We start from the raw sequence: 2,856 nt of genomic DNA on the forward strand, positions 1-2,856 counted from the left end.
TGGTACCATTGGATGCACCGGGCAAATCTGAGTTGCTGGTAAATGTAGAAAAACTATTTACCGCAGATCCTGAAAACAAGAATGGCGAAGCCGTGCATGATTACTCGATGCGCTATTTTTTTGGTAACGCTATAGCTGCACGTAAAAATGATCTGACAGCAAAGAAGAAGATTGTCTTTCGCGGACGCGCGTTGAATGATGCTCCATGTCAGTTACAGATTGCATTAGTGCAAAAAGATGGTTCAGCATACGGAGCTGTTATTACGGTAGGGCTATCCGCAGATGAATATATACTCGATCTGCAAAAATTACAGCCGGTAAAGCTGGTAACATTGCCGCGCCCGTATCCGAGCTTCCTGCCATATTTCTTTAAGCCATCGGGCACGCAGCCGTTTAGTATAACAACCTGCGAAACATTGCAGATCTCCATTGGCCCCGGTATACCTGCCGATCAACTGTCAGGTAAACATGGTATAGCCATTGAGAGCATAAGACTGGAATAAAAAAGATAGCTGCGAGCCGCTATTCGAATTACGAGAGCAATCTCCCGAAATTCAACATCCATAGCTCGCAGCTAAAAAACAAGGGGGAAGGAAACCAAACCAATCGAGTATTTTTTGTGCAGAGCCACACAACAAAACCGAACCCCCCTTGTGGTGATATATAGTGAGCTTTGAGTTATTCTTTCGTAACTCAAAGCTTATAGCTAAAACTTAATTTCTCGTTACAGCTTCACCGTTAGATTCAGTCACAACAAGCTTCAGCGTTTTTCCTTTACTCTTATGGGCAATGGTGCTGTTGAGGATTACCATGTAGCTGCCAGCTTTTGTTGCAGGAGCAACAGAGATTTTAGCCACGCTGCTTTCCATCACACCTTCTGCAGGTTCGAAGGTTACAGTAACGCCTTCCGGCAAACCAGACGATAGCCCCAGCGTTGCAGCCGACTTGGCAAAAGACTTTGAGCGGTTGAAAGTGATGGCTACATCTTTGGTTTCACCGGGCTTAATTTCAAGTGTTGAAGCAGAGAGTTCTACAACGTACTCGGTACGCGGAGCGGTCTTTTCCTGGGCAGTAGCTGCAGTAATAGTAGTCACTACCAATGTCGCGATGAGGATAATATTTTTCATAAGCCGTTTTTTAAAATTGATTACGCGAAGAACGGGGCGGGAATCAAAAGTTTTCGCGTAATGAAGTAAACAGCCGCAGAACTGTCGCAGATGGCAAAGTGATGGGGTAAACGAAAAGCTTTTGGGGTAAACAGCCAGTGAAAAACACAAGTGTAGTATCAGGCGAGCTCCATCATATTCCGGAGCTGCTGGATCTTTTCGATCACTTCTTTTCCTTTTTGTCGTGATACAGGAATAAAATGATCGGTGTCCAGTATCTGAAGCTTATAACCGTTCGTGTTGCCGGTAATGTTGCTGATCACATTTACATTCACAATATAGGAGCGATGGCAGCGAATAGCGTAGGCATTGTTGATCTGCGACTCGATGTTCTTCAGGTTAACACGCAGTAATTTTTTCTGAATGCCCTGTCCGTTCTTCCACACTACGGTAGAATAATTGTCATCCGCTTCAATAAATAACAGGTCGGGCAAATGCAGACTCAGCGTTTCGCTGGTATCAGAGTGCAGCACCACCGGTGTGTTGGCTGAGAGCGATTTCGATACAACTTCTTTTTTCAGATGTTTGATCTTTTGCAATTCCTGGTTGGCAGCCAATGCACTTCGCAGGTTCTGTTGCAGCATTTTGTTCTTCAGAAAAAAGAAAATGATTGTTACGGGCATAAACCCCGTAAGCGCTACCTGCAGGTTGGCACCTTTTATATTCTCCCATAACGTTCGTTGCGGACAGATATATACTTCATCGATAATGGTGCTGGCTATACCTATAAGAATAAGGTGCAGGGCTGTAACCAGTATATATTTACCGATCGTGAAATTATCGAAGGCCTTCGGAAAAAACTTGGGCAGGAAGATAATGTCCAGCAACAAAACAAAAAATGTAACACCTCCGAAGAGAAACTTTTGACCCACCGTTAGTAATGTATGATGTGAGAACGAAGGTCTGAAAACATGCATAAACCCTACTACAAACAGACTTACCACCAGAATAAAAATGATATTCTTGCGATCGTCATCCATATAAAATGGAAAGGGAGCTTTTAATCGTTCAGACCAATTCATGTGCATCGGCTTTCTCTTCCGAAAAATACGAATTGATTGAATGAAAGTTGTGTGGCTGTGGTGAAAGGTTAACGCTTCTGCAGATCTTTACGAGAAGAAGTGCGCACGGAGTCCGCTTCATTTTGCTGTTCACCGGAATTTATCCGCTTCATATTCTTGCGGATGTTTTGCTTTACCTCTTTCGGCATATACTTCTTTACACCGGGGCGGGGGCAATCCCATTCTTCCACCGATACATGCGTGATCGTTTTTGTATTGCTCTTGTTGCCTCTGGACTGGCGATGCTGTTCATCGTTCGTCTCTGCTTTGGCCGATATAGGAGGTGAAGGATCGTAATAGCCTCTGCGTGGAGAAGACTTCTTCATCTTCGCAAACTGTGGGTCAGGACAAGGAAGTTTCCCAGACTGACATGCAGAACATAAAACCAGAATGATAAGTATCAATCGTACGTACATAGTCTGCGTTTTTTGTTGAGACATATATTAAACGACTAATTGAGATGCTGAAGTATGCGGACAAGCCAATATGGGCGAGGCTTCCTGTTTTAGAACGATAAATTACCAAATAAAATTCTGATCCGCTACATATTTTACACAAGGGGCTACCTCATCTACGTCTATACCTATAACAGCAAGTCTTGATAAAGATGTTAAGCGCGCTAAAAAATG

The 2,856-nt window shown here is 43.6% G+C and carries 4 protein-coding genes; 1 reads left to right on the forward strand and 3 read right to left on the reverse strand.

Annotation, left to right across the window (positions count from 1 at the left end):
- A partial coding sequence (locus tag VIN08_RS27175; RefSeq protein ID WP_331972581.1) for a hypothetical protein occupies positions 1 to 503 on the forward strand: 503 nt, incomplete at its 5' end.
- Positions 504 to 713: 210 nt separating this feature from the next.
- Here the strand turns inward: VIN08_RS27175 and VIN08_RS27180 are convergent.
- The 3 genes from VIN08_RS27180 to VIN08_RS27190 all read right to left on the reverse strand — a co-directional run bounded on the left by VIN08_RS27180 (position 714) and on the right by VIN08_RS27190 (position 2,553).
- Positions 714 to 1,127: a hypothetical protein gene (locus VIN08_RS27180; protein WP_331972583.1), complete on the reverse strand. Its 414-nt coding sequence runs from the start codon at positions 1,125 to 1,127 to the stop codon at positions 714 to 716.
- Positions 1,128 to 1,285: 158 nt separating this feature from the next.
- Entirely contained in the window at positions 1,286 to 2,188 is a 903-nt protein-coding gene (locus VIN08_RS27185; protein ID WP_331972586.1) for a LytTR family DNA-binding domain-containing protein, read from the reverse strand.
- Between the two features lie 68 nt (positions 2,189 to 2,256).
- On the reverse strand, positions 2,257 to 2,553 hold the full coding sequence (locus VIN08_RS27190) for a hypothetical protein (RefSeq protein ID WP_331972589.1): 297 nt from the start codon (positions 2,551 to 2,553) through the stop codon (positions 2,257 to 2,259).
- Positions 2,554 to 2,856: the final 303 nt, after the last annotated feature.

The organism is Ohtaekwangia sp., assembly GCF_036568665.1.
GTDB lineage: Bacteria > Bacteroidota > Bacteroidia > Cytophagales > Cyclobacteriaceae > Ohtaekwangia.

Bases quoted from the DNA above. Each gene is read 5' to 3' on its own strand.
- VIN08_RS27180 (WP_331972583.1), bottom strand. From the start codon at position 1,127: ATGAAAAATATTATCCTCATCGCGACATTGGTAGTGACTACTATTACT.
- VIN08_RS27185 (WP_331972586.1), bottom strand. From the start codon at position 2,188: ATGAATTGGTCTGAACGATTAAAAGCTCCCTTTCCATTTTATATGGAT.
- VIN08_RS27190 (WP_331972589.1), bottom strand. From the start codon at position 2,553: ATGAAGAAGTCTTCTCCACGCAGAGGCTATTACGATCCTTCACCTCCT.